General features: G+C 72.7%; 23 protein-coding genes and 1 pseudogene. 16 read left to right on the plus strand and 8 right to left on the minus strand.

The features are described 5' to 3' along the window. The first annotated feature begins 23 nt into the window (after positions 1 to 23). Together ACFYMU_RS23295 and ACFYMU_RS23300 are read left to right on the plus strand one after the other, a co-directional pair. Entirely contained in the window at positions 24 to 1,409 is a 1,386-nt protein-coding gene (locus ACFYMU_RS23295) for a transcriptional regulator (protein ID WP_388376284.1), read from the plus strand. A gap of 194 nt (positions 1,410 to 1,603) precedes the next feature. Continuing rightward, positions 1,604 to 3,196, plus strand: a complete 1,593-nt coding sequence (locus tag ACFYMU_RS23300; RefSeq protein ID WP_388376285.1) for a hypothetical protein — start codon at positions 1,604 to 1,606, stop codon at positions 3,194 to 3,196. Positions 3,197 to 3,239: 43 nt separating this feature from the next. Here ACFYMU_RS23300 and ACFYMU_RS23305 read toward each other — a convergent pair whose 3' ends face one another. Next, complete coding sequence (locus ACFYMU_RS23305; RefSeq protein ID WP_388376288.1) at positions 3,240 to 4,574, minus strand: ABC transporter substrate-binding protein; 1,335 nt, start codon at positions 4,572 to 4,574, stop codon at positions 3,240 to 3,242. Between the two features lie 171 nt (positions 4,575 to 4,745). Here ACFYMU_RS23305 and ACFYMU_RS23310 point away from each other — a divergent pair, with 171 nt between their 5' ends. Continuing rightward, a complete protein-coding gene (locus tag ACFYMU_RS23310; protein ID WP_388376665.1) occupies positions 4,746 to 5,192 on the plus strand; it encodes a hypothetical protein in 447 nt (148 codons plus the stop codon). A 67-nt stretch (positions 5,193 to 5,259) separates the two neighbouring features. Then, positions 5,260 to 6,141 carry a formyltetrahydrofolate deformylase gene (gene purU, locus ACFYMU_RS23315; protein ID WP_388376290.1) on the plus strand — a complete coding sequence of 294 codons (882 nt, stop codon included), beginning with the start codon at positions 5,260 to 5,262 and terminating at the stop codon, positions 6,139 to 6,141. Positions 6,142 to 6,181: 40 nt separating this feature from the next. Here purU and ACFYMU_RS23320 read toward each other — a convergent pair whose 3' ends face one another. Further along, positions 6,182 to 7,501, minus strand: coding sequence for a maleylpyruvate isomerase N-terminal domain-containing protein (locus tag ACFYMU_RS23320; RefSeq protein ID WP_388376293.1), 1,320 nt, complete (start codon positions 7,499 to 7,501; stop codon positions 6,182 to 6,184). Continuing rightward, a complete protein-coding gene (locus ACFYMU_RS23325) occupies positions 7,498 to 8,076 on the minus strand; it encodes a sigma factor (protein ID WP_388376294.1) in 579 nt (192 codons plus the stop codon). Before ACFYMU_RS23325 ends, ACFYMU_RS23320 begins: the two co-directional genes overlap by 4 nt. 356 nt (positions 8,077 to 8,432) lie before the next feature. Between ACFYMU_RS23325 and ACFYMU_RS23330 the strand changes: the two genes are divergently transcribed. After that, on the plus strand, positions 8,433 to 8,813 hold the full coding sequence (locus ACFYMU_RS23330) for an STAS domain-containing protein (protein WP_388376297.1): 381 nt from the start codon (positions 8,433 to 8,435) through the stop codon (positions 8,811 to 8,813). A 163-nt stretch (positions 8,814 to 8,976) separates the two neighbouring features. Further along, the gene (locus tag ACFYMU_RS23335) at positions 8,977 to 9,489 is read left to right on the plus strand and encodes an EF-hand domain-containing protein (protein ID WP_388376299.1); all 513 of its coding nucleotides are present in this window, start codon (positions 8,977 to 8,979) and stop codon (positions 9,487 to 9,489) included. Here ACFYMU_RS23335 and ACFYMU_RS23340 read toward each other — a convergent pair. Next, entirely contained in the window at positions 9,468 to 10,982 is a 1,515-nt protein-coding gene (locus ACFYMU_RS23340; protein WP_388376302.1) for a class I adenylate-forming enzyme family protein, read from the minus strand. The two genes, ACFYMU_RS23335 and ACFYMU_RS23340, sit on opposite strands and share 22 nt — an antisense overlap. Before the next feature lie 192 nt (positions 10,983 to 11,174). Here ACFYMU_RS23340 and ACFYMU_RS23345 point away from each other — a divergent pair, with 192 nt between their 5' ends. From ACFYMU_RS23345 to ACFYMU_RS23360, 4 genes are all read left to right on the plus strand, one after another. Then, positions 11,175 to 12,368, plus strand: coding sequence for an amidohydrolase family protein (locus ACFYMU_RS23345; protein ID WP_388376303.1), 1,194 nt, complete (start codon positions 11,175 to 11,177; stop codon positions 12,366 to 12,368). Next, positions 12,368 to 13,558 (plus strand): acyl-CoA dehydrogenase, encoded by a 1,191-nt coding sequence (locus ACFYMU_RS23350; protein ID WP_388376305.1) that lies wholly within the window; start codon positions 12,368 to 12,370, stop codon positions 13,556 to 13,558. The genes ACFYMU_RS23345 and ACFYMU_RS23350 overlap by 1 nt, the downstream gene beginning before the upstream one ends. 6 nt (positions 13,559 to 13,564) lie before the next feature. Beyond that, entirely contained in the window at positions 13,565 to 14,470 is a 906-nt protein-coding gene (locus tag ACFYMU_RS23355; protein ID WP_388376308.1) for an acyl-CoA dehydrogenase family protein, read from the plus strand. 478 nt (positions 14,471 to 14,948) lie between these two features. Further along, positions 14,949 to 15,440 carry an ATP-binding protein gene (locus ACFYMU_RS23360; RefSeq protein WP_388376310.1) on the plus strand — a complete coding sequence of 164 codons (492 nt, stop codon included), beginning with the start codon at positions 14,949 to 14,951 and terminating at the stop codon, positions 15,438 to 15,440. Between the two features lie 31 nt (positions 15,441 to 15,471). On the opposite strand, the gene ACFYMU_RS23365 is transcribed toward ACFYMU_RS23360, so the two are convergent. Beyond that, positions 15,472 to 16,398, minus strand: a complete 927-nt coding sequence (locus ACFYMU_RS23365; RefSeq protein ID WP_388376312.1) for a cyclase family protein — start codon at positions 16,396 to 16,398, stop codon at positions 15,472 to 15,474. Between the two features lie 84 nt (positions 16,399 to 16,482). Here ACFYMU_RS23365 and ACFYMU_RS23370 point away from each other — a divergent pair, with 84 nt between their 5' ends. The 3 genes from ACFYMU_RS23370 to ACFYMU_RS23380 all read left to right on the plus strand — a co-directional run bounded on the left by ACFYMU_RS23370 (position 16,483) and on the right by ACFYMU_RS23380 (position 19,739). Beyond that, positions 16,483 to 17,394, plus strand: a complete 912-nt coding sequence (locus ACFYMU_RS23370; RefSeq protein ID WP_388376314.1) for an SDR family NAD(P)-dependent oxidoreductase — start codon at positions 16,483 to 16,485, stop codon at positions 17,392 to 17,394. Between the two features lie 82 nt (positions 17,395 to 17,476). Further along, entirely contained in the window at positions 17,477 to 18,631 is a 1,155-nt protein-coding gene (locus tag ACFYMU_RS23375) for an acyl-CoA dehydrogenase family protein (RefSeq protein WP_388376317.1), read from the plus strand. Positions 18,632 to 18,641: 10 nt separating this feature from the next. Then, positions 18,642 to 19,739: a Zn-dependent alcohol dehydrogenase gene (locus ACFYMU_RS23380; RefSeq protein WP_388376320.1), complete on the plus strand. Its 1,098-nt coding sequence runs from the start codon at positions 18,642 to 18,644 to the stop codon at positions 19,737 to 19,739. A gap of 321 nt (positions 19,740 to 20,060) precedes the next feature. Here the strand turns inward: ACFYMU_RS23380 and ACFYMU_RS23385 are convergent, their stop codons facing one another. Further along, complete coding sequence (locus tag ACFYMU_RS23385) at positions 20,061 to 20,834, minus strand: helix-turn-helix domain-containing protein (protein ID WP_388376323.1); 774 nt, start codon at positions 20,832 to 20,834, stop codon at positions 20,061 to 20,063. A gap of 321 nt (positions 20,835 to 21,155) precedes the next feature. On the opposite strand from ACFYMU_RS23385, the gene ACFYMU_RS23390 reads away from it, so the two are divergent. After that, positions 21,156 to 21,656 carry a glycine-rich domain-containing protein gene (locus tag ACFYMU_RS23390; RefSeq protein WP_388376326.1) on the plus strand — a complete coding sequence of 167 codons (501 nt, stop codon included), beginning with the start codon at positions 21,156 to 21,158 and terminating at the stop codon, positions 21,654 to 21,656. Positions 21,657 to 21,731: 75 nt separating this feature from the next. Further along, positions 21,732 to 22,361, plus strand: coding sequence for a class I SAM-dependent methyltransferase (locus tag ACFYMU_RS23395; protein WP_388376329.1), 630 nt, complete (start codon positions 21,732 to 21,734; stop codon positions 22,359 to 22,361). Between the two features lie 106 nt (positions 22,362 to 22,467). Here the strand turns inward: ACFYMU_RS23395 and ACFYMU_RS23400 are convergent, their stop codons facing one another. Further along, the gene (locus tag ACFYMU_RS23400; RefSeq protein WP_388376331.1) at positions 22,468 to 22,806 is read right to left on the minus strand and encodes a hypothetical protein; all 339 of its coding nucleotides are present in this window, start codon (positions 22,804 to 22,806) and stop codon (positions 22,468 to 22,470) included. Positions 22,807 to 22,973: 167 nt separating this feature from the next. On the opposite strand from ACFYMU_RS23400, the pseudogene ACFYMU_RS23405 reads away from it, so the two are divergent. Next, positions 22,974 to 23,105: pseudogene (locus tag ACFYMU_RS23405) on the plus strand (Zn-dependent alcohol dehydrogenase); the annotation flags it as partial. A gap of 424 nt (positions 23,106 to 23,529) precedes the next feature. On the opposite strand, the gene ACFYMU_RS23410 reads toward ACFYMU_RS23405, so the two are convergent. Next, on the minus strand, positions 23,530 to 24,552 hold the full coding sequence (locus ACFYMU_RS23410) for a GlxA family transcriptional regulator (protein ID WP_388376334.1): 1,023 nt from the start codon (positions 24,550 to 24,552) through the stop codon (positions 23,530 to 23,532). Between the last annotated feature and the right edge of the window lie 41 nt (positions 24,553 to 24,593).

Genomic DNA, 24,593 nt, shown 5'->3' on the forward strand with positions numbered 1-24,593 from the left:
CGTGAGACAGCAGGGGGTACGCCATGGCCGCAAGGCCACTCATCGCGCGGCAGCCGAACGAGCGGCTGCAGGCGCTCATCCAGGAAGCGGGCTGTTCCAACGCGGGGCTCGCCCGCCGCGTCAACATGTGCGGAGCGGAACACGGTCTCGATCTCCGCTACGACAAGACGTCGGTGGCCCGGTGGTTGCGTGGGCAGCAGCCCCGGGGCCGGGCTCCGGCGGTCATCGCCGAGGCCCTCGGTCGCAAGCTGGGGCGCACCGTCACGATCGACGAGATCGGCATGGCCAACGGCAAGAACCTCGCGTCCGGGGTGGGTCTGCAGTTCTCCCCGACGGTGCTCGGCGCCATCGAGCAGGTCTGCGAGTTGTGGCGCAGCGACGTCGGCCGCCGCGACTTCCTGTCCGGCTCCTCGGTCGCCGCGTCGGCGCTCGTCGAACCGAGCCGTGACTGGCTGATCTCCGCCCCCGACGCACAGGTCGCGCGCGCGGCCGGGCCGCGGGTGGGGACGTCGGACGTCGCGGCGGTGCGCGCGACGACCCGGGCGCTGGTCGATCTCGACCACCAGTACGGCAGCGGGCATGTGCGCCCGGTCGTCGTGCACTACCTCAACAGCGTCGTCTCGGGACTGCTCGCGGGCTCCTACCGGGACGCCGTGGGGCGCGAACTCTTCGCCGCGGTCGCCCGGTTGACGGAACTCGCCGGGTACATGGCCGTCGACACCGGGCAGCCGGGGCTCGCCCAGCGGTACTACATCCAGGCGCTGCGGCTGTCGCAGGCGGCCGGCGACCGCGGCTACGGCGGCTATGTGCTCGCCGCCTCCATGAGCCATCTCGCGGCACAGCTCGGAAACCCGCGTGAGATCGCGCAGTTGGCGCGCGCGGCGCAGGAGGGCACGCGGGGGCGGGTGACGCCGCGGGCGGAGGCCATGTTCCACGCCGCCGAGGCGCGCGGGCACGCGCTGATGGGCGATGTGCGGGCCGCGCAGATCGCGTCGGGGCGCGCGGTCACTGCCCTGGAGGCGGCCGACGCGGCGTCCGGGGACGACCCGGCGTGGATCGCCCACTTCGACGAGGCGTATCTGGCGGACGAACTCGCCCACTGCCACCGGGATCTGGGGCAGGCGGAGGCGGCGGCGCGGTGTGCGGAGGAGTCCCTGGCGGGGCATCCCGAGTCCCGGGCCCGGCGCCGGGCGATCGGCCTGGTGCTGCTGGCCACCGCGCAGGTGCAGCAGCGCGAGGTGGAACAGGCGTGCCACACGGCCCTGAAGGCGGTGGACCTGCTCGGCACGCTGCGGTCGGGTCGCGGTGCCGAGTACCTGGAGGACTTCCAGCAGCGGCTGGAGCCCTATCGGGACGAGGCGGTGGTACGGGAGTTCGGCGCGCGGATGGAGTTGCGGGCGGCGGCGTGAGCCGACCGGCGCGGTGACGGCGTGAGCGGCCGGCGCGGTGACGGCCGGCCCCTCTCCCCGCGCGTGATCCGTCCCCTCCGTGTCATCCGCGTCACGGGACGGAAGGCCGGGGCCGGTGCTGCGTGGCACACGGCTCGTGGGACCCGGTAGCGTGAGCCGACGATTCCGAAGTTCCCCCATTCGTAGGAGTCCCGGTGACGCAGAGCGGACAGGGCGAGGAGCCCTCGGCGCGGCCCGCGCGCGAAGGCATCGTGCTGCCCTCCGACGGCGGAGAGCCCCTGCTGCCGGGGATGACGGGCGCGGCGGCCGGCCGCGGTGCGGCACCGGCGGGCGCTCCCGGCGGGCAGGCGCCCCCGGCGGGCGGCCAGGCATGGGGCCAGCCGTGGGGTCCCGGGCAGAACGAGGCGCCGCCCACCCAGGAGTGGGGCGCGGACGCCGGACGGTCCTGGGGCGGGCCCGAGCAGCCCGGCCAGGCGCCCGCGCCGGACTGGGGCGCTCCGGGCGCGCAGCCGTCGTGGGGCGCCGGGCCGATGCCGACCGAGGGCGCGCAGGCGTACGGTGCGGCAGGACCCGCTGCGCCCCAGGGCGCACAGGACCCGCGGCAGGGCGCACACACCCTGCCGCACGCCGCGCACTCCGCGCCCCTGCCGCCCGCGGTCGACGAGGGCGCCACGCAGTACATCCCCCCGGTGACCACCGCGCCCGACGAAGGGGCGACCCAGTACATACCCCCGGTCACCGCGGCGGCCGACGAGGGCGCGACCCAGTACATACCCCCGGTGGGGCCGGGGGCGCTGCCGCCGGAGACGCCCGCGGACGACGCGACACGGTTCCTCGGGCGGCCCGCGCACGGAGCCGGCACCCTGCCGCCCACGGCGGACCCCGACGCGCAGGCCACGCAGTACCTGCCGCCCGTGCCGGGCGGGCCGGGACCGGCGCCCTACGGGGCGGCGCCGGGCGTGCCGGGCGGCGACCGGCAGACGCCGGCCGAGTTCGACAACCTCTTCCGCAGCGACGCGGGCGGCGCCGGGGCCACCCAGCATCTGCCGCGCTTCGACGCCGACGGCGCGCCGGGCGCGCCCATGGGCCGGGCGGCCGCACGGCGCGCCGACGACGGCCGCGGCGGCGACGGTCACGGCGGCGAAGGCCGCGGCGGCCGGACCCGCTCCCGCGTGCCGCTCATCGCGGCCGTCGGCGTGGGCATAGCCGTCCTCGGCATCGGAGCCGGCGCCCTGCTCAGCGGCGGCAACGCCGACGCGAAGAACGACGACAGCAAGAACGTCTCGGCGACCGGCCCGGCCGCGGACGCCTCACAGCAGGCCGGCGGCGACCCCGCCGAGGCGCAGGCGGTCGCGCTCGACAAGCTCCTCGCCGACAGCGGCAACAGCCGCGGCACGGTGATCAGGGCCGTCGCCGACGTCAAGGCGTGCCAGAACCTCGGCCAGGCGGCCACCGACCTGCGTGAGGCGGCCAAGCAGCGAGGCGGCCTGGTCACCCGGTTGTCCGGGCTCGCGGTCGACCGGCTGCCCGGCCACGCGGAGCTGACCGCGGCGCTCGACAGCGCGTGGCAGGCGTCCGCGTCCGCCGACACCCACTACGCCGCCTGGGCCGACCAGGTCGCGGGCAAGAAGGGCTGCCCCAAGGGCCACGCACGCGTCACCGGCCAGGCCGCGCAGGGCAACCGGGCGAGCGGCACGGCCAGCGCCCAGAAGACGAAGGCCGCGCGGCTGTGGAACGTCATCGCGCAGAAGTACGGCCTGACCGAGCGCCAGCCGACCCAGCTGTGAGCGCGGGGACGCGCCGCCCGCGGGCGGCGCGTCCCCGGCCGCCTCAGGCCGCGGCGGTGCTCTCCAGGGTCTTCGACACGTTCACGAACCCCTTGCGCGCCGCTGCCAGCCGCCCGTCGCGGACGACCTGGAAGGTCACGTCCGAGTTGATCAGGCGGGGGTAGTCGATGACCGCCGTCAGGTCCTGGAAGCGCCACCTGAGGGGCGGGGTCAGGCCGTCGGTGTTCACCTCGAGGCCGTTGTCGAGGGCCGTGCGGATCGTGCGGGCGGACACCTCGCCCTTGCCGAGCGATTCGACGACCCTCCGCAGGACCGTGTACGCGATCCACGTGGTCTGCACGCCCGCGTCCGTCGGATCGATCCGGTTGTCGCCGAACGCCTGCTCGCGGATCACCTTCTTCATCCGGTCCCAGCGCGGATCGGACGCCGCCGGGTACCAGCCGGTGAGGTACGCGCCCTCGTAGGGTCCCGAGCTGCCGCCCGACGCGTCGATGACGGGCTGGTCGACGCTGCCGAGCACGGACGCGGTGCGCACCGCCGGGTAGTCCTCGCTCAGGCGCCGGAAGGAGTCCATGAAGGTCCCGGTGCGGTCGTCGAGCGCCGGCAGCACGCAGCCCTTCGCCCGCGGGTCGGCGGTCGCCCGGTGCAGCGCCTCCTGCGCCTGCGGGTCGAAGGAGGTGGCGTCCTCGGCGGCGCGCAGGTCGACGGCCGCGTCGTGGCCTCCGGCCTTCAGCCCGGAGTCGAGCAGCAGCGGGAGCTGGTCGCCGGCGATGGTGTCGGGGCGCACCAGCGCCACGGGCCCGCAGCTCTTGCCCAGCTGCTCGCCGAGCCCGGCCAGCAGCGCCGGCTGGCCGCCGTTGACCGGGTAGGAGAGCACGCTCTTGAACTCGTCGTCGGTGAGCCCGTAGCCCCCGATGTAGGGGATGCCCGCCGACTCCAGCGGGGAGAGGAAGGAGGAGCCGTACTGGCTGTAGGAGCCGACGACGGCGGCCACGTTCTCCTTGACGGCGAGCCGGGCGCACTTCGCGGCGTCCACGGACTCGTTGTGGTCGTTGCAGGTCAGCACGTCGAGCCGGCGGCCGCCCAGGCCGCCGTGCGCGTTGACCCAGCGCGCGTACGCCCGCGCCATCGCCGGCATGCCCGGCTTGTTGGTCGCCGAGGTCTGCTCGGGTGCCCAGGTCATGACGGTCACGGTGTCGCCCCCGGAACCCCCCGTGGTGCCGGGGACGACGCCGTACGCCGCGCCGAGCGACCCGCACGCCACCAGGGCGCCCGCGGTCCACAGGGCCGCCCGCACGCGGGGAGTCACGGCTTTTCGGGCGGAATCCGGGGCCTCGGAGCTGGTGGAGGATGTGCTGGTACGTCGCCTGCCGCTCATGGATGTGCACGATTCCGCCACACCCCTAACCCTCGTGTGACCAGTGGTCAACGGCGGGTGACATACAGGTGAATTCGAGGGGCGGATGATCTCGTTCCCGGGCGGAACGTACGATCGGGGACCGTGCAAGGTTCGGAGAACTCTTCCCGTCGCGGCCGTCGCTCGTCCACCATGGGCGGCATGCCACTGAACGACATGCCGTGGTGGCGCTGGCGCAGCAATGTGCGCTCCGCGCTGCACATGCTCTCCGATCCGGCGTTCCAGCGGGACGTCTGGCTGGCGGGTGTCGACGGGTACGGGGACGTCACCGACGCCGTCTACCGCCTGGTCGAGGACACCTGGCTGGACAACTGGTCCGCGGAGAAGTACGTGGGCACGATCTTCCGCGACTCGCAGGAGGCGGCGCTCGTCGACACCGCCGTGCTGCGCGTGCTGCGGATCATGCATCAGGTGGGGCCGGACGCGCCGGTGCAGGCGTATCTCGACCACCATGCGTGGCCGGAGGCGGTGCGCGCGGCACGCGACGCGCACGTGCGGCTCACCCTGAGCGACGGCGAGGACCCGGACACGCCGCCGAGGACGCTCGAGGTGCTGCGGATCCTCACCCGCTCCGCGTGACGGCCCGCGCCGTCCGGGTGGCGGGACGCCGCTCCGCGCCGCCCGCGGACATGAGACCCTGGCGTGCATGAACGAGCAGTCCACCCGGCCTCCGGTCACCGCCGACCAGTACGTCCTCACGCTCTCCTGCCCGGACAAGCAGGGCATCGTGCACGCCGTGTCGAGCTATCTCTTCATGACCGGCTGCAACATCGAGGACAGCCAGCAGTTCGGCGACCACGACACGGGACTGTTCTTCATGCGGGTCCACTTCTCGGCCGAGGCCCCGGTCACGGTGGACAAGCTGCGCGCGAGCTTCGCGGCGATCGGCGACTCCTTCCGGATGGACTGGGCGATACACCGGGCCGACGAGAAGATGCGCGTCGTCCTGATGGTCAGCAGGTTCGGCCACTGCCTCAACGACCTCCTCTTCCGCGCCCGTACCGGCGCGCTGCCGGTCGAGATCGCGGCCGTGGTCTCCAACCACACCGACTTCGCCGAGCTGGTCGGCTCGTACAACATCCCCTTCCAGCACATCCCGGTCACGAAGGACACCAAGGCGGAGGCGGAGGCGCAACTGCTCGCGCTGGTCCGCGACCTGGACGTCGAGCTGGTGGTGCTGGCCCGCTACATGCAGGTCCTCTCGGACGACCTGTGCAAGCAGCTCAGCGGCCGGATCATCAACATCCACCACTCGTTCCTGCCGAGCTTCAAGGGCGCGAAGCCGTACCACCAGGCGCACGCGCGCGGTGTGAAGCTCATCGGCGCCACCGCGCACTACGTCACCGCCGACCTCGACGAGGGCCCGATCATCGAGCAGGAGGTCGAGCGCGTCGGCCACGACGTCACGCCCGACCAGCTGGTCGCCGTCGGCCGCGACGTGGAGTGCCAGGCGCTGGCGCGCGCGGTGAAGTGGCACGCCGAACGCCGGATCCTGCTGAACGGGCGCCGCACGGTGGTGTTCGCGTAGGGCCGCTGCGGCGCCGCCGGTGCTCCGGCGGGTCGGGGCACTACATCCGGCTCAGCGCCGCGGCCGCGTGCAGCACGTCCGCGACCGCCTCCCGGTCGCCCACCTGCCCCACGGCCGTCTCCTGCGGCGGCACGTGGCCCGCGGCCAGGCGGCAGAACTCCGTCGCGTCGAGCACGACGTGCGCCACCTCCTGCTCGGCGGAGGCGACCGCGCCGGGCGAGTCGAGGGCGATCAGCCACTCGCCGCCGCCCGCGCCCTCGATCTCCAGGCGCACGCTGCGCCCGGGCTCGCCGGCCGGGACGAGGTGCCGGGTGCGGCCGGGCGGGGCCAGCCCGGCCCGCCGCCGCTCCGCCAGTACCGCCGGCAGCATCCGCGCCGCCAGGTCGATCATCCCGTGGACATGGCGCGGCGCCGGCGGCTGGTAGGGGTAGTCGACGGCGTCCGCGATGTCCTTCGCGTGCACCCAGCACTCGAAGGCCCGGTCCAGCATCGCGTCCCGCAGCGGCAGTCCGAAGCGGCCGTAGGAGACCACGGGTTCCTCCGCCCCGGGGTCCTGCCCGGTGAAGGACGCCGTCCGCACCAGGCCGTGGGCCTGCTCCCGCCAGGGAGCCCGTACGGCCCGGGTCGGCGGGAAGGGGGAGGCGCGCCAGTACGCCTCCGTGCGCCCCCGCGGCGTGCCGTCCCCGCCCGCCGTGCCGCCGAGCGGGTCGCGGAGCCCCAGCGCCGCCGCCACCAGCCCGTCGACGGCGAGCAGATGGGCGATGACGCCGGCGACCGTCGTACGCCGGTTCGCCGGTCCCCGGCCGTCGAACCACCGTAGTCGCACCGGCGTGTGCCACTCGGCGTCGCCCATGTCCTGGAGCAGGGCGTCGAGGCGCGCGGTCTCCGTGTCGTACGGCGCCGCCCACTCCGGCACCGGGATGCGCGGGGGCCGCCGGCCCAGACAGCTGTCCAGGACGCGGGCGCGCAGCCCCGGATCGAGGTCGAGGCTCTCGGCCGGGTGCAGCAGGCCCACGGCCCGGCGCAGCCGCCGGGCCTCGTCCGCGCACCGGCCGCACTCGCCGAGGTGCGCCTCGACGGCCTCGGTCTCCTCCGGCGAACAGGCGGCCAGCGCCCAGGCACCGAGCAGCGACATCAGCACCCGGTGCTCGAGCGCCGGCGGCACGGGCCCGGGGGCGGGCGGCAGCGGCACGCCGGTGTCCGTGCCGTCCGGGCCACGGGTGCCCCGGTGCGTGGCGGTCGGGCCCCCGCCGGAGCGGTCCGCGCCGCGGGCCCGCCCCCCGTCCGCACCGTCGCCGCCCCTGCCCGCGCCGGGGCCCTCGTCCGCGTCGTGGCGCGGCAGGCGCTCCGCCCCGGTCACCGTGCCGCCCCCGGTTCGGGAGGAGGGTCCGGGGTGTCGCGGTCGTGGGCCGTGGACAGGAGCTGGAGGCCGAGGCGGAGGCGGCGACGGGCCTCGTCCTCCGTGATGCCGAGGTCGGCGGCGGTCCGGCGGTAGTCACGGCGCTGGAAGTAGGCGCGCTCCAGGGCGGCGCGCAGCGGGACCGGCATCCAGTCGACGATGTAGTCGGCGCGGGCCGCGACGGTGGCGTGCCGCACCGTGCGCTCCAGGTCCTCCGGGGTGGTTCCGCCCCGGGCGAGCGCCGCGGTCCCGGTGGCGCGCAGCTGCCGTACGGCGAGTTCCTGGGTCAGCGTGGCGACCCAGGAGCGCAGCGGGCCCTGCTTCGGGTCGTAGGAGCCGGGGTTCTCCCAGAGGTGGGCGAACACCTCGCGCGTGATGCCGTCGGCCGCGTCCTCGTCCCCGAGCACGCGGTGGGCGAGGCCGTGCACGAGCGAGGCGAACCGGTCGTAGCACTCGCCGAGCGCGGCCGCCTCACCGCGGGCGAGGCGCTGCTGCATCCTGCGGTCCCACCGGGGCGGTGCGTCCTTCCCCGCCATGCGGCCCCCTCACCCGTTCGTCCTCGGTGCCCTGCCTGTTCCGTTCCGGCCCGGCCCGTGTCCTCCGCCTCCCCGAAATGTAGTCGGCACGTCGAACGGTGCACGCCCCTTTGTGGCAATGTGCGCCTCTTGACGGGCCGCGGATGGTAGGGGCGGCGGGAGGTCGGGGTCGGACCGCCCACCCCACGAGCCGCCGATCAGACCTGAACGAACGAGACCGTTGCCGATTGAATTGGCTCATCTGCTCCACGCTTTCGATCGGTGATTCGGTGTTTCATGGAAGGACCTCGGGGCAGCCGCGCTGACGGAGCGTAAGAGGCGCTTCCGTTGTGGCCGGGGGTGCGGGGGAGGGAGACGTGGCGGTGATGTTCGAGGTGACCTGTGAGGAGCGCGGTACGTGGGCCGTGCTCCGGGTGGCGGGCGAACTGGACCTGATGACGTCGCCGACGCTGCGCCGGCGGGTGCACGACGCCGTGGCGGACGGCCGCCACCGGCTCGTCCTGGATCTGTCCGCGGTCGACTTCTGCGATTCCAGCGGAGTCGGCGTGCTGATCGCCACCCGGCGGCTGATCCGCTCCTGCCGCGGCCGGCTCAGACTCATCCTGCCCGGGCCCGGCGCGCCGGAGGGCTCCCACGTCAACCGGGTCCTGGCCGCCCTCGGCGTGCGGCGCCTCTTCGACGTCCACCCGGATCTCGCGTCGGCCACCGACGAGCGGCCGAGCCCGCTGTCGGCGTGAGGGCACGGTTCGGTGAACGGGACGTCGCGGCACGGCCACACTGTTGTCCCAGAATTCCTGCGGTCTTGGTACAGGGGTCGTTTTCCGTCTCCCGGGGGGTCCCCGGCGTCGTACGCTCCGTGCGAGATGCACCCCGACGTCATGTAAGGCGGCCCGAGAACACATGGTCAGCAGCGAGTACGAGCGCAGGATCGCCGCCCGCTTCGCCACCTTCGACCAGGACGGCAACGGCTACATCGACCGCGAGGACTTCAGCGCGGCGGTGAAGGCGGTCCTCACCGAGTTCGGCACGGCGGCCCGGTCCGAGCAGGGGCAGGCCCTGTACGCCGGGGGTGAGGCGTTCTGGCAGGGCATGGCCGGGATCGCGGACCGGGACGGCGACCAGCGCATCACCCGGGAGGAGTTCGTGGGCGGGGCGGTCAAGCGGCTGCGCGACAACCCCGACCGGTTCGCGGAGATCGCACGCCCCTTCCTGCACGCGGTGCTCGCCGTGGCGGACGGCGACCGGGACGGCACCGTCACCGTGCAGGAGACCGTGCGCGTCCTGAAGGCCCTCGGCGTGCGCGAGGACGTCGCCGCGGCCGCCGCCGCGACGCTGGACCCGGACGGCGACGGCAAGGTCGGCGAGGCGGAGGTCGTGGCCGGGTTCGCGCGTTACTTCACCGTGCCCGAGTAGCGTTCCCGCAGCTTGTACTTGAGCACCTTCCGCAGGGTGTCGTTGCGGGGAAGGGCGTCCACCACCTCCAGCTGCTCCGGCAGCTTGTGCACGGACAGCCCTTCCGCGCGCAGGTAGGAGCCGACCTCGGACAGGGTCAGCGCCTCGGCCCCGGGAGGCTGCTCGATCACCGCGCAGACCCGTTCGCCGCGTTCCGCGTCGGGCAGACCGATCACCGCGACGTCCTGGACCGCGGGGTGTTGGTGCAGCAGGTCCTCGATCTCCTTCGCCGAGATGTTCTCCCCCTTGCGGATGATGACGTCCTTGAGGCGTCCGGTCAGCACCAGGTGCCCGTCGCCGGTGAGCCGGCCGAGGTCCCCCGTGATGAAGAACCCGTCCTCGTCGAACGCCTCCGCCGTCTGCGCCGGGTCCAGATACCCCTGACAGACGGCCTCTCCCCGCAGGCGTACCTCCCCGTCGACGATCCGTATCTCCATCCCCTCGGGCGGCCGCCCCTCCGTCGTCGCCAGGTTCTCCGCCGAGTCGTCCGGCGCCCCCATGGTGATCATCGGGACCTCGGTCATGCCGTAGCCGTGGGTGAGCTGCACGCCCATCTCGCGGACGACGGAGTGGTACACCTCGGGCGGCTTGGGCGCTCCGCCGCCCGCGAGCAGCCGCAGCGTCGGGACGACCGGGACCCCCGGCCGTCTGCGCTGCTCGGCGAGGAACATCGCGTAGAACGCGGTGGACCCGCCGGCCACCGTCACCCCGTGCCTGCGGTAACCCTCCAGCGCGTCCGGCAGCGCGAAGTGCTCGAACATCACGGCGGGGAAGCCGTACAGCAGCAGCATCACCGTGTAGTCGGGCCCGCCGATGTGCGCGTAGGGGAAGGCGATGGAGCCCACGTCGTCCGCCGACAGGTGCAGTGCGTGTGCCAGGCAGGACCCGCCCGCGATCAGCGAACGGTCCGTGTGCAGGACGCCCTTGGGATCGGAGGTCGTCCCCGAGGTCCAGTAGATCCAGCGGACCGACGTGCCGTCGGAGGGCGGCGGCGGCAGCACGGCAGGATCCCCCTCCGGCAGGTCCTTCGCGCCGTACGCCTCGAAGACCCCCTTCGCGCCCAGCCGCCGCGCCATCGCGGTGTGGTCGTGGCCCCGCCAGGTGCCCGGCACCGCGAAGAACTCCGCCTTCGACTCCCGCAGTGCGAAACCCACCTCGCGGTCGCGGTAGAAGGGGATGATCGGCGTCTGCACGGCACCCAGGCGCGCCAGCGCGAAGGACAGCACGGCCGTCTCGATGCGGGTGGGCAACTGCCAGGCGACCACCGTGCCCGGGCGTACGCCCCTGTCGTACAGCCCGGCGGCCACCCGCTCGGCGCGCTCGCACAACTCGCCGAAGGTCAGGCGGCGGTCGTCCTGGAGCAGGACGGGCCGGTCGGGGGTGAGGGCGGCGCGGCGCGCCACCAGTTCCCAGAGCGTGCGGGACGTGCCCAGCGCCTGCGCGGTCTCGTTCACGACGGCCCCCATTTCCTGACGGACAGTCAGATCGTGGGCAGAGCGTAGGGCCCGCCGCCTTGTCGGTCCAGGGGTGGGGGACTAGCCTTCTCGTGCACGCGGATCTGACGACCCATCAGATATGCATCGGATACGTATCGGATGCGAACCCGGACACGAACCCGGATACGAGATGTCAGGCGGAGGGGACTCATGACGGAACTGCCCCGGATCATCAGCGTCGACGACCATGTGATCGAGCCCGCTCACCTCTTCGAGGCCTGGCTGCCGGAGAAGTACCGCGACCGCGGCCCCAAGCCGCTCACGGCGGGGATCGGCGAGCTCGCCTACGTCGGCGGCAAGTACCAGATCACCATGGACCCGGACGGGCCGCCCACCGACTGGTGGATCTACGAGGACCTGAAGTTCCCGTACAAGCGCAACATCGCCGCCGTCGGCTTCGACCGCGACGAGATGACCCTGGAGGGCATCACCCGCGAGCAGATGCGGCGCGGCTGCTGGGACCCGGCCGAACGGCTCAGGGACATGGACCTCAACCACGTCGAGGCCAGCCTCTGCTTCCCGACCTTCCCGCGCTTCTGCGGCCAGACCTTCGCCGAGGCGCACGACAAGGAGGTCGCCCTGGCCTGCGTGCGCGCGTACAACGACTGGATGGTCGAGGAGTGGTGCGGCGACAGCGGCGGCCGGCTCATCCCGCTGTGCCTGATCCCCCTGTGGGACGTCGGCCTCGCGGTCGCCGAGATCCGGCGCAACGCCGCACGCGGGGTGAGGGCGGTGACCTTCTCCGAGATCCCCACCCACCTCGGGCTGCCGTCCATCCACTCCGGGTACTGGGACCCGTTCTTCGCGGTCTGCGAGGAGACCGGCACGGTCGTCAACATGCACATCGGCTCGTCGTCGCAGATGCCGGCCGCGTCCCCGGACGCCCCGCCCGCCGTCCAGGCGTCGCTCTCCTTCAACAACGCCATGGCGTCGATGATGGACTTCCTGTTCAGCGGGGTGCTGGTGAAGTTCCCGCGGCTCAAGCTCGCCTACTCCGAAGGCCAGATGGGCTGGATCCCGTACGCCCTGGAGCGCGCCGACGACGTCTGGCAGGAGCACCGCGCCTGGGGCGGCGTCCGCGACCTGATCCCTCAGCCGCCGTCGACGTACTACTACCGGCAGATCTTCTGCTGCTTCTTCCGCGACAAGCACGGCGTCGCGTCCCTGGACGTCGTCGGCCGCGACAACGCGACCTTCGAGACCGACTACCCGCACGTCGACTCGACCTTCCCGCACACCAAGGAGATCGCCCTCGACCATGTGAAGGGCCTCGACGACGAGACCGTCCACAAGCTCATGCGGGGCAACGCGATCCGCATGCTCGACCTCGACCTGGACCACTAGTGGACCTCACGCACTCCCCCGAGGAGGAGGAGTTCCGGGCCCGGCTGCGGGAATGGCTGGCCAAGGTGCTTCCGACGCTGCCCCCCAAGCCGTCCCCGGGGGACTGGCCGGCCCGGCGCGCCTACGACCTGGGCTGGCAGCGGATGCTGTACGACGCCGGGTACGCGGGCCTGCACTGGCCCGTGGACGCGGGCGGGCGGGGAGCCACCCCCACCCAGCACCTGATCTTCCTGGAGGAGACCGAGAAGGCGGGCGCGCCCTACGTGGGCGCCAACTTCGTGGGGCTGCTGCACGCCGGCCCGACGATCGCCGCCGAGGGCACGCCCGAGCAGCGGGCGCGCTGGCTGCCGCCCGTGCTGCGCGGCGAGGAGGTCTGGTGCCAGGGGTTCAGCGAACCGGACGCGGGCTCCGACCTCGCGTCGCTGCGCACGCGCGCACGGCGGGACGGCGACACCTACGTGGTGAGCGGGTCCAAGATCTGGACCTCCCACGCCGAGGTCGCCGACTGGTGCGAACTGCTGGTGCGCACCGACCCGGACGCGCCCAGGCACCGGGGCATCACCTGGCTCGCCCTGCCCATGGACGCGCCGGGTGTCACCGTACGGCCGCTGCGGACGCTCGCCGGGTCCGCCGAGTTCGCCGAGGTGTTCCTCGACGAGGTGCGGGTGCCGGTGGCCAACCGGGTCGGCGCCGAGAACGACGGCTGGCGCGTGACGATGGTGACGCTCTCCTTCGAACGCGGCACGGCGTTCGTGGGGGAGGTGGTGGCCTGCCGCCGCGTCCTCGGCGAGATCGCGCGCGAGGCCCGCGGGAACGGCCGCTGGGACGACGCCTCGCTCAGACGGCGGCTGGGGCGGCTGAACGCGGAGTTCCGGGCCCTGTGGCGGCTGACGCAGTGGAATGTGAGCGAGGCGATGGGGGCGCCCCCGCTCGAGCGGGGTCGAGAGTGGGGGAGCACCGGCGGGGTGCCGGGTGTGGGGGGATCGGTCTTCAAACTGAGGTTCTCGCACGCGCGTCAGGAGCTGTACGACGCCGCCGCCGACGTGCTCGGACCCCGCGCCCTGGACCTCGACCGCCCCTGGGTGCTCGAGCGGCTGTCGTCCCTGTCGTACACCATCGCGGCCGGCACCTCGCAGATCCAGCAGAACATCGTGGCCGAACGCATCCTGGGCCTGCCGAAGGGGCGGTGATCAGCCGTGCACTTCCAACTGACCGACGACCAGCGGGCCTTGCGGGCCGGTGTGCGTGCCCTGCTCGGGGGCCGTTTCGGCCGGGAGGCGCTGCGGGGCGCCGTCGAGTCGCCCGGTGTGCTGGACCGCGCGCTCTGGCGCGAGCTGGGCCGGGCCGGCTTCTTCGCGCTGCGGCTGCCGGAGGCGGACGGCGGGGTCGGACTCGGCCTGCCCGAGGCGGTGCTGGTGTTCGAGGAGGCGGGACGGGCGCTGCTGCCCGGTCCGTTGGTGGCCACGCATCTCGCGGCGGGCGAGGTGGAGGGCGCGGCGACCGGGGAGACGGTCGTCGCGGCGGCGTACGGAGGGAGCGTGGAGTGGCTGGCGCAGGCGGACGTCGTGCGGGGCGACGTCTCCGGGGCCGTACCGGTCGCGTCGGTGGACCCGTTGACGCCCCTGCACCTGCTGCCCCCCGCCCCCGACGCGCCGCCGGACCGGACGCCGGACGGCGGCCCGGACCCCCTCGCCGTGCTCCTCACCGCCGCCGAACAGCTCGGCGGGGCCGCCCGGACCTGCGAACTGGCCGTGGAGTACGCGCGCACGCGGGAGCAGTTCGGCCGGCCGATCGGCGCGTTCCAGGCGGTCAAACACCTGTGCGCGCAGAGCCTGGTGCGGGTGGAGACGGCACGCGTCGCGGTGTACGCGGCCGCCGTCACCGCCGACCCCCTGGACATCGCCGCGGCCCGTCTGCTCGCGGACGACGCGGCCGTCCGCGGTGCGCGCGACTGCCTCCAGGTGCACGGGGGCATGGGCTTCACCTGGGAGTCGGATGTGCACCTGTTCCTCAAGCGTGCATGGGTGCGGACCGACCGTACGGGGACAAACACGCACAGTGACGAACTGCTCGCGGCGGACCTGCTGTCGGAGGTCGCCTAGAAGCCGTCTGGCCAGGCGTTCTTCGGATGCGCCGCCGTGGATGTCGCGGATTGTGGCAATCCGGTGTCACGGAGCGTTGATACCGGGTTGTGTCCTACGCGTGACTTGTCACGGACTGGAGTCGGCGAGGTGCTCCGGTACCTTGTGTGGGATGCGAGTGGTTCCGAGCCCGAGTCATGTCGGTGCGGCCTCTGCGGCGGCGCCGGATTCGGTGATGCGCGCCGCTCGCGGGGCGGGGCGGGCCGTCGTGCCTGCCTGTTCGACTCCCCGGGGCAAGCGTCGCACAGTATGCCGCACGCGTACTCCTTCGCGCTGGAATATGCCCGAAGCGCTTGTTGGGGTGACTGTACGTCAACCATGCTGTCATGCAAAGGAATCACGGTGTGTGACCGTGGTTTCTGCCATGCAGGCAATGACCGCGATCGTGGCCCTTGCGAGGCGCGAGGCGATGTGTCCGCCGGTTCGGATGGTGTGAGCGGTGCAGGTGCTTCAAGTGCAGCTGGAGATCCGGCCCGACCCCGCGGAGGTGGGGAGAGCCCGGAGCTGGGCCCGGTCACGGCTCGCCGGGTCGGGGATAGGCGTGGACGAGCCGCTGTCCGAGACGCTGATCCTGCTCGTGTCCGAGCTGGTCACCAACGCCGTGGTGCACACCGGCTGTCCCGCCGTGCTGCGACTGCTGCTGACCGGTGTGAGCGAGGGTCCCTCGGGCGCCCGGTCCGGCACCGTCCGCCTCGAGGTGGCCGACGTCAGCGCCCGCCCGCCGGCGCCCCGGCACGCCACGGGTGACGAGACGGGCGGACGCGGCCTGGAACTCGTCGACGGGCTCGCGGACCGCTGGGGCTGGGACGCCGAGGGTGTGGGCAAGCGCATCTGGTGCGAGCTGGACCGCTGTGGAGCGGGGGCGGCCGGCGACGCGGCGTCCCGCGGCAGGGACGCCGCCGTACCGGAGTTCGCGTACGGCGTGGGGTAGCCGGGCCGGAGCCCGGTGCCCCGACAGGCGGCTAGAGGACGGCGACCGGCGCCACCGGAGTGCCGGTCCCGCCGACGAACGGTTCGGGCATCGCCGACAGCAGGAAGGTGTAGCGCCCTTCTTCTCCACAGGCTGTGGACAACTCCTCGAGATTCCAGTTCTGGCCCTGCAGCATCCCCATCTCCACGAGATCGAGCGCATGGACGGGCAGCCACAGGTCCTCGATCTCGGGAGGGAAGATCTCGAAGGTGAGCGTGTCGTTGGCCACGGCGGCCACGTCGCGCGCGTGGAACCACTCCGGGGTGCGCACCGACAGCCCTGGTGACGGAAAGCCGTACGCGTGCTTGTCGCCCGCCAGGTAGCTGCGCATCTGCCCGGTCCGCACGAGCACGATGTCGCCGGCCCGTACCCGCGTCCCCGCGAGTTCCTCGGCGGCGTCGAGGTCCTCCGGCGTGACCGCGTGCGAGCCGTCGAGCCGCTCCGTGCCGAGCGCGCGGGGAACGTCCAGGAGGACGCCGCGGGAGACGATGTGCCGCGGCTTGTCGATGCCGCCGAACGCGGCGCCGCCATGGGCGGTGACGGTGCCGGCGGGACGCCCGTTGTAGAGCTTCCCGGAGTGCGAGACATGGGGGAGCGCGTCCCAGTGGGTGGCCGCCTGGAGTCCCATGGTCACCGCGTCGTCGCTGCACGCGACCGTGCCGGGACCGAAGATCTCCTGATTGATCTGCACCATCACGTGCAGCGGGTCGACCCGCCCGGGGATGACGCCGGTCTGCACGCCGTCCTGCTGGAGAGGGAGGGCCAGCGGGACGCGCCGCCCGCTGCGCACACAGGCCGCGGCCCCTCTCACCACCTCGTCGGTGATGAGGTTCAGGGTGCCGATCTCGTCGTCCTCGCCCCAGCGCCCCCAGTTGTTCACGCGCTTGGCGATCTCGTGGAACTCGGCAGGCAGTGACATGAATGCTCCCCGGGGCTTGTCTCCAGGCGTTGGGCCGGACATAAAATCTAACGGTCCGTCAGAAACCGCGGGAAGGGGCCGGACGTGGGGAACTTCTTGGCAGGCAAGGTCGTCGCCGTGACGGGCGCGGGCCGCGGCATCGGACGGGCCGTGGCGCTGGCCGCGGCGGCCGAGGGCGCGCGGGTCGTCGTCAACGACCACGGGGTGTCCGTCGAGGGCGGTTCCCCCACCAGCGAGGTCGCCGAGGCCGTGGTCAAGGAGATCGCGGCGGCCGGCGGAGAGGCCCTCGCCGTGGCGGACGACATCTCGACGATGGCGGGCGGACAGCGGGTGGTGGACGAGGCGCTCGCCGCCTACGGCCGGCTGGACGGCGTGGTGTGCGTGGCCGGCATCCTGCGCGAACGGATGCTCTTCAACATGTCCGAGGAGGAGTGGGACCCCGTGGTCGCCACCCACCTCAAGGGCACGTTCACGGTGTTCCGCGCGGCGTCGGCGGTGATGCGGGGGCAGCGCTCGGGCACCCTGATCGGCTTCACCAGCGGCAACCACCAGGGCTCGGTCGCGCAGGCCAACTACAGCGCCGCCAAGGGCGGCATCATCTCCCTGGTCCGCAGCGCGGCGCTCGGCCTGCACAAGTACGGCGTGACGGCGAACGCGGTGGCGCCGGTGGCCCGCACCCGGATGTCGGCCAACGTCCCCATGGAACTCAAGGAGATCGGCGAGCCCGAGGACGTGGCCGCACTCGTGGTCTACCTGCTGTCCGACCGCGCCCGCGAGGAACACATCACGGGCCAGGTCTACACCATCGCGGGCCCCAAGCTGGCGGTCTGGGCCCAGCCGAGGGAACTGCGGGCGGCCTACGCGGAGGGCTCCTGGACCCCCGAGCGCATCGCGGACTTCCTGCCCGGAACGGTGGGCACGGACCCGATGCCGATGCTGGACCGGCTGGCGGCGATGGAGCGGGCGGCACGGGAGGGAGCACGCCCCAACGCCTAGTGCTGTGACGTTTCCGGGCACGGCAGCGGGCACGACACCGGGCACGGCGCCACCGTCGACCCCCCAACACAAGGCGGAGACCATGGATTTCGGGTTCGGTTCGCAGGACGACTCGTTCCGCGGCGAGGCACGCGCATGGCTGCGGGACCACGTCGGCGGCACCACGGACCGCCGGGAGTGGGAGCGTGAACTCGGCGCCGCCGGCTGGATCGGCCTCGGCTGGCCCGAGGACGGCTACGGCAACCGCCGGGCCACGCTCACCCAGCAGGTCGCCTGGGCGGAGGAGTACGCCCGGTCCCAGGCACCACCCCGTTCCGGGCACATCGGCGAGAACCTCCTCGCCCCCACCCTCGTCGCCCACGGCACCCCGGAGCAGAAGTCCCGCTTCCTGCCCCCGATAGCCCGCGGCGAGGAACTGTGGTGCCAGGGCTACAGCGAACCCGGCGCAGGCTCCGACCTGGCGGGGGTGCGCACCACGGCCGTCCGGGACGCCCCGCACGGCTACCGCATCACCGGCCAGAAGATCTGGACCTCCCTCGCCCACGAGGCGGACTGGTGCTTCGTGCTCGCCCGCACCGACCCCGCCTCGCAGCGCCACCACGGCCTCACCTTCCTGCTCGTGCCGATGGACCAGCCCGGCCGGATCGAGGTGCGCCCGATCCGCCAGCTCACCGGCACCAGCGAGTTCAACGAGGTGTTCTTCGACGGCGCGACGGCCCGCGCCGAGCACGTCGTCGCCGCAGAGGGAGAGGGCTGGCGCGTCGCGATGAGCCTGCTCGGCTTCGAACGGGGCGTCTCCACGCTGGCCCAGCAGATCGGCTTCGCCCGCGAACTGGGCGAGGTGGTAGGTGCCGCGGTGGCGACCGGCGCGGCCGACGACCCCGTCGTACGCGACCGTCTGGTGCGGCAGTGGGCCGAGTTGCGGGCGATGCGCTGGAACGCTCTGCGCACGCTGGGCGGTTCGGGCGACGCGGGCGCCCCCAGCGTGGCCAAGCTGCTGTGGGGACGCTGGCACCAGCGGCTGGGCGAGCTGGCGATGCAGGTACGGGGCGCGGCGGGGGCGGCGGGTCCGGCCGACTGGTCGTCGGCGGCGCCGTACGAACTCGATCCGTTCCAGCACCTGTTCCTCTTCGGCCGGGCCGACACCATCTACGGCGGGTCGGACGAGATCCAGCGCACGATCATCGCCGAGCGCGTGCTCGGCCTGCCGAAGGAACCCAGGGGACCCAAGGGCTGAGGGAGTTGCGATGCCAGGTGCGACACGAGGTGCGACACGAGGCGCGACGCAGGGCGCCGTACGAGGCGTCATCTACGACGGCGCGGGGACCCGGGTCGTGGACGACCTCCAGGTGCGGGACCCGGGCCCTGGCGAGGTGCAGGTGGCGATCGCGGCGGCGGGGCTGTGCCACAGCGATCTGTCGGTGGTGGACGGGACCATACCGTTCCCGGTGCCCGTGGTCCTCGGCCACGAGGGCGCGGGCGTGGTCGAGGCGGTGGGAGCGGGCGTCGGCCATGTCGCGCCCGGCGACCACGTGGCGCTGTCGACCCTGGCCAACTGCGGGGCGTGCGCGGAGTGCGACCGGGGCAGGCCGACGATGTGCCGGCAGGCGATCGGCCGCCCCGGCCGCCCCTTCACCTGGGGCGGCAGGCCGGTGTACCAGTTCGCGTCCAACTCCGCCTTCGCGGAACGGACCGTGGTCAAGGCCGTCCAGGCGGTCCGCATCCCCGAGGACGTCCCGCTCACGTCCGCGGCCCTGATCGGATGCGGCGTCCTGACCGGGGTGGGCGCCGTGCTCAACCGCGCCCGGGTGGAGCAGGGCGACACGGTCCTCGTCATCGGCACGGGCGGGATCGGCCTCAACGTCCTCCAGGGCGCGCGGATCGCGGGCGCGTCGCGGATCGTCGCGGTCGACGCCAACCCGGCGAAGGAGGCGGTCGCGCGCCGGTTCGGGGCGACGGACTTCCTCACGTCGGCGGACGGGGTGAAGGACCTGCTGCCCACGGGCGCCGACCACGCCTTCGAGTGCGTCGGCCGGGTCGAGCTGATCCGGGCCGCGATCGACTCCCTGGACCGCCACGGCCAGGCCGTCCTCCTGGGAGTGCCGCCCGCGACGGCCGAGGCGACCTTCCTGGTCTCGTCGATGTACCTGGACAAGTCCATCCTGGGCTGCCGCTACGGCTCCTCCCGGCCCCAGCGGGACATAGCGCTCTACGCCCGGTTGTACCGCGAGGGCCGCCTGCTCCTGGACGAACTGGTGACCGCGACGTACCCGGTCGAGGACTACGAGAAGGCAGCGGCGGACGCGCACGCGGGGCGGGTGGCACGAGCCGTGCTGACCTTCTGAGCCGACGGGCGCGCCCGGAGACGGGAAGACGGGGAACGGGCGTCGGAGGGCGGCGCGGTGTCGGCCCGGGGCGGCGGTCGGTGTCGGCATCGGAGCCGGTGTACGGTCTCAGCCCGGGGCGGCCGTCGGTGTCGGTCCCGGCAGGTGTCCGGGGGCGCAGCGGCCGTGTGGAACGTCCGTCGGTGGGCGGTGGGCGTGGGAGAACCCGGGAGTGGGGCGATCTTGCGCATCCTCCGGCTCGAACCGGTCGGGCGGACTCCGCGGCCAGGCGTCCGCACGGGCGGCTCCCGCCGTTTCCTTGCAGCGGAGCGCCTCGATCCCTCACTGCGGTGCAGTCGAGTACTGCTCGATGCTCGCGCGGCTTGTCGATCGGTCGAGTAGGCGCAGCTCCCACGGGCCCGTGTTCACGTCGAAGTCCTTGCCGAACCCGACCCACTTGCCCGCCATGCGTCGGCCCGTCGGCTCGATGAGCAGCTGAATCGCACCGTGGTACCGGGCACCCTGGTAGTACCCGTTGACCGCCGTCTGCTCGGTCCACGTACCGGTGACGACGTTCCGGTCAACGGTGAGATCCAGAGACAACGGGCTGTTCGGGTTGGTCGACGCTCCGGGCAGGCTCTGGGCTGTCAGCCGGTTGCCGTGCTGGACGATCACGACGTGATGCTTGCAGTCGAACGTCTCCTCACGGCTGGACGAGTAGAACTCGTACCGGGACAGCCAGATGCCCGCATACTCCCTCTGCGGCTCTGGCTCCGGGCTTGTGACAGCGTCAGCCGTGCCGACTTCCCCAGCCTCCATGTCGTGGCCTCCTGCCCCGTCTGAGTGGACGCGTGCCATCGGGATCGCGAACCCCAGCGACTCAGGGGCACGGCCGGTGAACCGCTTCAGTGCCCGCGCATACAGCGGGCGGCACGTCCTGGTCTCCCCGGACTCCCAGCGTTGCACGAGTCGCTTGGAGGCGTCGTTCGGTTCCCCCAGCTCCTCGCCTGCGCCACGTAAGCCCCGGGCGAACTCCTCTTGGCTGAGGTTCATCGACTTGCGTACGGAAGTCAGCACGTCGTTGGAGATTCGCTCACGCTCGGCCGTAGTCGTCATGATCGGAGGGTAGCCACGTCACGCCTCCAATGACACCGGTTTGACGCCCTCCGGGTGACATCGACATGACGCCCGAGGGACGCCTTGAACGTCGCCGCAATGGTCATGGCCGATCCGGAACATGGACGTCATGTCCATCCGCATCTGCGCTTACACGGTGAGAGCCGACGGCACTCGGACCAAGCCACGAACCCTGTACGAGGGTGAGGGCGGGGAACCCCTCGCTACTGGCCTGATGCCGCCGTGCCTGTGCCCCGGGTGCAGGGGTGGGCGACATGACCGGAGCACCACGGACACCCAATTACGTGGAGGCAAGCCAGCATGAGCACGGCAGTAGTGATCCGTGACCCGAAGGCGTACGTCACGCCGGACGTGTGGGAGCGGGAGGTGGCTCTCCTCCTCCGCAACCCCGAGAACACACGCGAACTGGCCGAGGCCAAGTTCGGACAGGCCATCGCCTACCTGGTCACGTGCGGCGAGAACCCGGACCTTCTCATGGGCCCGTCTGAGCAGGTGGACGAGGCGTGGCACTCGTTCATGCTCGACTCGATCCCGTACCACCACTTCACCAGCCGGCACTTCGGCCGGTACATCCACCATGTTCCGGTACTCCCGCGGTTGGCGGCCGGTGCCCAGTGCGTCAGCGACGACAAAGCGACGCGGGACGGGCGCGACCCCAAGACCGGCGGCCCTCTCGTTCTCGAACAGACGATCCAGATCATCAAGGCGGCCGGGTTCGAGATCGACCCCGACCTGTGGGGCATGGAGGACGCGGCCGACTGCAACCAGTGCCACGCGGGGTGTCACGACTCGCCCAAGTAGCACTGAGCAGCAGGTGAGTTGGGGCCCACCGCCATAAGTTGGGGGTGGGCCCCCTCTTGCCGGAAGGATCACCGCATGTCGTTGGCTGAGTCCTGGGACAGGTACGCGGTCGGGAGCAAGCCGCGCAGGCCCGTGAACGCCAAGGGCGAGACGACCTGGCTGAACTGGACCCAGTACGCCGATCACGGGCCGAACGAGACCGTCCTGGGTCCCGTGGCCGGACGCCGGGTGCTGGAACTCGGCTCGGGGAGCGGTAGCAACCTCGCGCACCTCGTGACGCTCGGCGCGACCGGTCAAGGGGTGGACATCGCCCCCGCTCGCGAGACGGACGCGCAGGAGCGCTGGGGCAATCTGCCAGGCCTCGAGTTCCGTACGGCGGAGGCGACGGCGTTCCTGAACGAGACGGACGAGACATTCGATGTCGTGCTCTCGATCTTTGGTGTCGTGTGGTTCGTCCATCCGGACACCCTGCTCCCGCTGATCCGCTCGCGTATGGCGCTGGGCGGCATCCTGGCCTTCTCGCATTTGCCTCCAGGCAGTCAGGGGCCCAAGCCCGCCGGAGCCGGACTGCGGCACGACCGCACCCCGGACGAGTGGGGGCGCATCCTGACGGGGCACGGCTTCTCTGACGTGCGCGTGTCTCTGATCGACCCGCCAGAGGGCAGGGTCGTGGGCACGATGCTTGTCCGTGCCTTGGCGGCCTGACCGCGCGGCTGTTCGCCTGTCTCAGCAGATCCCGGCCTGCTGGCAGACGGAGCGAACCGCGACGGGCCGGATCGCGGGGGCCAGTGCGCCCCAGGGGGAAACCGAACTACTGCACCGGGTCGGGATGCGGCGAGACGCGCGGAGTCGTTGGCTTGCCGGGCTGGGACTCGGCATCGCCGAGGTAGTAGACGGCTCCGGATTCACGGCGCGGTGTGCTCACCAGCAGCCAGCCGACGGTCTGCCCCCGCGTGTCGCGGACTTGCCAGGGATCCAGACCCGCCCCCCAGTAGACCCGCTGGCCGCAGCGTTCCCCGGGGGCAAGTCGACCGCTCATGTCATGGCAGTCGTGTCCACGGCTGTCGCGACACTCGAACAGGACAGCCGGGGAGCCGGTGTCATTGACGAAGACGACGGAGCTGAAGTTGGCAGGGTCTGTGGGATCCATGGTCGCCGGATCGCACGCAGCCAGAAATCCCGTGAGGAGTGCAGCAACCGACCAGGCTCTGCGCGGAAAGGTACCCAAGTCGAACCTCCCGTTCGCCGACGGGAGCCTACAGAGGATCTCCTGGCACTCCTGGCCCAGATGAACGGCCTGGGGCCTTCGTCCCAGTCGCCCGGTTGTACCGCGAGGGCCGCCTGCTCCTGGACGAACTGGTGACCGCGACGTACCCGGTCGAGGACTACGAGAAGGCAGCGGCGGACGCGCACGCGGGGCGGGTGGCACGAGCCGTGCTGACCTTCTGAGCCGACGGGCGCGCCCGGAGACGGGAAGACGGGGAACGGGCGTCGGAGGGCGGCGCGACCGGCGCCGCAGCCGGAGTCCGGCCTCCGGCCCGGCTCGGGCCGACGTCCGGCCTCGGGCTGGCCTGGCGTCCGGTCTCGGGCTGGCCTGGCGTCCGGTCTCGGGCTGGCCTGGCGTCCGGTCTCGGGCTGGCCTGGCGTCCGGTCTCGGGCTGGCCTGGCGTCCGGCCTCGGGCTGGCCTGGCGTCCGGTCTCGGGCTGGCCTGGCGTCCGGTCTCGGCGTCCGGCGTCCGGCGTCCGGCGTCCGGCTCGGGCCGGCTCGGGCTGGCGTCTGGTCTCCGGCTCGGGCCGGCTCGGGCTGGCGTCTGGTCTCCGGCTCGGCCCGGCTCGGCGTCCGGCCCGGCTCGGCCCCGGCCGGAGGCCGGTCTCAGCCCGGGCCGGTGTCCTGGTCCGCGGCGGCTGTGCGGAACGTCCGCCGGTAGGCGGTGGGCGTGACCCCGACCGCCGCCTGCAGGTGCTGCCGCATCGACTGGGCCGTACCGAAGCCGGCGTCCCGCGCCACCCGGTCCATCGACAGGTCGGTGGACTCCAGCAGCTGGCGGGCCCGTTCGACACGCTGCTGGGTGAGCCAGTGCCCGGGGCTGACGCCGACCTCCTCGCGGAAGCGGCGGGTGAAGGAGCGCACCGACATCGCCTCCTGCCCCGCCAGGTCGCGCAGCTGGATCGGCTCGTGGAGGCGGGAGAGCGCCCAGGCCCGTGCGGCGGCCGTGGCCGCCCGCTGCGGCTCGGGCACCGGCCGCTGGATGTACTGCGCCTGGCCGCCGTCGCGGTGCGGCGGGACGACCGTGCGGCGGGCCACCTCGTTGGCGACGGCCGTGCCGTGGTCGCGGCGCACGATGTGGAGGCACAGGTCGATGCCGGCCGCGACCCCGGCGGAGGTGAGCACGTCGCCGTCGTCGACGAACAGCACGTCCGCGTCGACCTTGATCTTCGGGAAGAGCCGCTGGAAGTGCTCGGCGGAGGACCAGTGGGTGGTCGCCGGACGGCCGTCGAGGTAGCCGGCGGCGGCCAGCACGTAGCCGCCGGTGCAGATGGCGACGAGCCGGGTGCCGGGCCGGATCCGGGCCAGGGCGGCGGCCAGCTCGCCGGTGAGCACGCCCTGCTCGTACACCGGGCCCAGCTCGTACGAGGCGGGGACGACGACCGTGTCGGCGGTGGCCAGGGCCTCGGGGCCGTTCTCGACGAGGATGGCGAAGTCGGCGTCGGTCTCCACCGGGCCCGGCGGCCGGACCGAGCAGGTGACGACGTCGTACAGATGCCTGCCCTGCGCGTCCCTGGCGCGCCGGAAGATCCGCTGCGGTATGCCCAGCTCGAAGGGAAGCAGCCCGTCGAGGGCGAGGACGACCACGCGGTGGCCACGGAAGTCCTGGGACTCTTCGACGGCGGTCATGGCCCGATCCTAGTGAATGCTGTCCCTCGGGCCACTCGATC

The organism is Streptomyces sp. NPDC007264 (assembly GCF_042869095.1).
Lineage (GTDB): Bacteria > Actinomycetota > Actinomycetes > Streptomycetales > Streptomycetaceae > Streptomyces.

What these genes read in the sequence shown, in the direction of transcription:
- ACFYMU_RS23395 (WP_388376329.1), top strand. Translation starts at nt 21,732, where the DNA reads ATGTCGTTGGCTGAGTCCTGGGACAGGTACGCGGTCGGGAGCAAGCCG.
- ACFYMU_RS23410 (WP_388376334.1), bottom strand. Translation starts at nt 24,552, where the DNA reads ATGACCGCCGTCGAAGAGTCCCAGGACTTCCGTGGCCACCGCGTGGTC.
- ACFYMU_RS23325 (WP_388376294.1), bottom strand. Translation starts at nt 8,076, where the DNA reads ATGGCGGGGAAGGACGCACCGCCCCGGTGGGACCGCAGGATGCAGCAG.
- ACFYMU_RS23375 (WP_388376317.1), top strand. Translation starts at nt 17,477, where the DNA reads ATGGATTTCGGGTTCGGTTCGCAGGACGACTCGTTCCGCGGCGAGGCA.
- ACFYMU_RS23390 (WP_388376326.1), top strand. Translation starts at nt 21,156, where the DNA reads ATGAGCACGGCAGTAGTGATCCGTGACCCGAAGGCGTACGTCACGCCG.
- ACFYMU_RS23295 (WP_388376284.1), top strand. Translation starts at nt 24, where the DNA reads ATGGCCGCAAGGCCACTCATCGCGCGGCAGCCGAACGAGCGGCTGCAG.
- ACFYMU_RS23305 (WP_388376288.1), bottom strand. Translation starts at nt 4,574, where the DNA reads ATGAGCGGCAGGCGACGTACCAGCACATCCTCCACCAGCTCCGAGGCC.
- ACFYMU_RS23310 (WP_388376665.1), top strand. Translation starts at nt 4,746, where the DNA reads ATGGGCGGCATGCCACTGAACGACATGCCGTGGTGGCGCTGGCGCAGC.
- ACFYMU_RS23335 (WP_388376299.1), top strand. Translation starts at nt 8,977, where the DNA reads ATGGTCAGCAGCGAGTACGAGCGCAGGATCGCCGCCCGCTTCGCCACC.
- ACFYMU_RS23385 (WP_388376323.1), bottom strand. Translation starts at nt 20,834, where the DNA reads ATGACGACTACGGCCGAGCGTGAGCGAATCTCCAACGACGTGCTGACT.
- ACFYMU_RS23380 (WP_388376320.1), top strand. Translation starts at nt 18,642, where the DNA reads ATGCCAGGTGCGACACGAGGTGCGACACGAGGCGCGACGCAGGGCGCC.
- ACFYMU_RS23345 (WP_388376303.1), top strand. Translation starts at nt 11,175, where the DNA reads ATGACGGAACTGCCCCGGATCATCAGCGTCGACGACCATGTGATCGAG.
- ACFYMU_RS23400 (WP_388376331.1), bottom strand. Translation starts at nt 22,806, where the DNA reads ATGGATCCCACAGACCCTGCCAACTTCAGCTCCGTCGTCTTCGTCAAT.
- ACFYMU_RS23365 (WP_388376312.1), bottom strand. Translation starts at nt 16,398, where the DNA reads ATGTCACTGCCTGCCGAGTTCCACGAGATCGCCAAGCGCGTGAACAAC.
- purU (WP_388376290.1), top strand. Translation starts at nt 5,260, where the DNA reads ATGAACGAGCAGTCCACCCGGCCTCCGGTCACCGCCGACCAGTACGTC.